Genomic DNA, 2541 nt, shown 5'->3' with positions numbered 1-2541 from the left:
GATTACATTGGCGTTTAGATGTCGGATTTAAAGAAGATGATTGCCGAATTAGGCGTGAAGGTGCAGCACCTGTATTTGCGGGGCTGAGACACATCGCATTTAATCAGCTAAAAGCAGAAACAAGCCTTAATAAAGGCATGCCCGCAAAACAGAAAAAAGCTATGCGCAGTACAGGTTACCTTGAAAAGGTATTGAAATCATAGGCTTTTTTCATGCTCTTGCCCTGCCCCCACGACTTCAAACTACGACTCACAAGCCTTGTTTGCTCCACTATCATTACCCAATTCAGTAAATGCAATGCGCAGCGGCGCAGGAAAGCCTGGTCCGCTTTTTTGGCAAAACCAAGTCGATTACTCCCTTAAGGCCTCAATAGATACCGAACAAGATATTTTAAGTAGCAAAGAAACCATCACTTATACCAATAACAGCCCTGATGATTTAACCCGTTTGTGGGTGCAACTTGATCAAAATATGTATCGCAAAGACTCGCGAAGCTCTATCGCCTCGCAGTGGCGTAGCTCTCATTTTACTGATGGTTACCAGTTTGACAAAGTAACCGTGATTATAAATAACAAACATTACGATGCCGATTTTTTAATTGACGATACACGAATGCGTATCGATTTAAAAAACCCTCTAGCTGCTCAAGGCGGTAAATTACAACTGCAAATTGATTACAGCTATAAAGTACCCGGGACATGGGGCGGTCGAACTGCGGTCACGCCTTCTAAAAATGGCAAAATTTTTGAAATTGCACAATGGTTCCCACGTATGGCAGTTTATGATGACTTACATGGGTGGAATAACAATCCTTACATTAGCTCTGAATTTTATTTAGAATATGGCACGATTGACTATACGGTTAATGTACCAAAAGATTATTGGGTGGTGGGCTCAGGTGAGCTAATTAATCCTGAAGAGGTGCTCACTAAAACGGAACAGAAGCGCTTAGCTAAAGCTAAAAAAAGCGAAGAAACCGTCTATATTCGCAACAAAGCAGATATTAATAACCCCGATAGTCGGCCTAAGGATGACCAGCGATTAAGTTGGCATTTCAAAATGGATAATACCCGCGATGTCGCATTTGCCGCTTCACCTGCGTTTATTATCGATGGCGCTAAAATTAATCTACCAGAGGGTAAAACCGCATTAGCAATGTCTGCGTATCCAGTTGAAGGCATTGGCAGTACTAAATGGGATCGCTCAACAGAGTATGTTAAAGCGAATATAGAGCATTTTTCCACTTGGTATCCTTACCCTTATCCTGCAGCTATTAACTTAGGCGGCCATGGGGCCGGTATGGAATATCCAGGAATTGTATTCGATGGTATGCAAGACAAAGACGATTTGCTTTTTTGGATAACAGCGCATGAGCTAGGCCACAACTGGTTTCCGATGATTGTAGGCTCTGATGAGCGCCGCCATGCATTTATGGATGAAGGATTTAACACGTTTATAGATGTTTATGCCTCAGATGCTTTTAATGATGGCGAGTTTGCTCCAAAACGTGACGGAGAATATGCCCCGAAAGGCGGTAACCCGGTTGATGAGATCTTATCCGTATTAGCCAATAATGAAGCACCTACATTAATGGCCCCAGCAGAGGCCACGGATGAGAAATACCGCCATTCTATTGCTTATTTTAAATCGGCGCTAGGTTTAGTGTTACTGCGAGAAGAGATATTAGGGCCAGAGCGATTCGATCCTGCTTTTAAAGAATATATCTCAACGTGGGCTTATAAACATCCTAGCCCTTCAGATTTTTTCCGCTTTATGGAGAGCGCCGCAGGGGAGATCTTTCTTGGTGGTGGCGTGGTTGGTACTTAAATAACTGGCAACTTGATATGGCAATAACGAGTGTTGAAGCCATTGATGATAAACACGGTAAAGGCACTAAAGTTAGCTTTAAAAGTAATCAAAAGTTAGTTATGCCAGCAACACTGCGTGTGCAATACAGTGATAATACACATGAAGATATTCGCATTCCAGTTGAAACATGGATGCGCACAGGTAAGCCGAGTGTGGTATTGCCTGTTACTAAAACAATTAAACGTGCCAGCCTCGATCCTGAGCATAAATTACCCGATGCAGATCGCAGCAATAATACGATTGACCTATAGAAGTCACAACGCCTGCTAAATACAAATTTAACAGGCGTTTGCTACTATCAAATATTTTGAAGGTTCGATGAGCTAATAGATAAAAAATATTAATCGGTGGCCCATTTCTTGATAAGCCAAATTTGCTAGCCACTCTAGGTTTAGGAAACCAGTTCTTCGCCAACGGGAAGTGTAAATATTTACCTGACCCGCAAATTTTTTTGCTAGTGACTCACAATGGTTATCTATTAAAAACGTGTCAGCATCGAGGTTTACAGCGCTCATCAAAAGCATATAAAAGTGTCAACGTTAATAACTGCGTATTCTCATGACTTTGATCACCGATTCTCATCAGCTTTGATCACTTGATTTATCATTTTGTAGAGCCGTTTTTAAATTAGCTTAACTGATCATCATCAGTCAATTTATTTAACTGTTTTCG

3 protein-coding genes are annotated in these 2541 nt (G+C 41.5%); all 3 read left to right on the top strand.

Annotated features, from left to right (window positions below):
• Window positions 1–203 (top strand): transposase (locus tag H5187_RS23140; protein WP_182798432.1); only part of this gene is annotated, 203 nt, incomplete at its 5' end.
• Between the two features lie 55 nt (window positions 204–258).
• A complete protein-coding gene (locus tag H5187_RS23135; protein ID WP_259401766.1) occupies window positions 259–1827 on the top strand; it encodes a M1 family metallopeptidase in 1569 nt (522 codons plus the stop codon).
• A 17-nt stretch (window positions 1828–1844) separates the two neighbouring features.
• Complete coding sequence (locus H5187_RS24815; protein ID WP_259399241.1) at window positions 1845–2120, top strand: hypothetical protein; 276 nt, start codon at window positions 1845–1847, stop codon at window positions 2118–2120.
• Window positions 2121–2541 lie beyond the last annotated feature (421 nt).

Origin of the sequence: Pseudoalteromonas sp. SG44-1 (genome assembly GCF_014164315.1) — a bacterium.
Classification (GTDB): Bacteria; Pseudomonadota; Gammaproteobacteria; order Enterobacterales; family Alteromonadaceae; genus Pseudoalteromonas; species Pseudoalteromonas rhizosphaerae.
The sequence above is the reverse complement of the archived record's forward strand: the minus strand, read 5'-3'. Positions and strand labels throughout refer to the sequence as shown.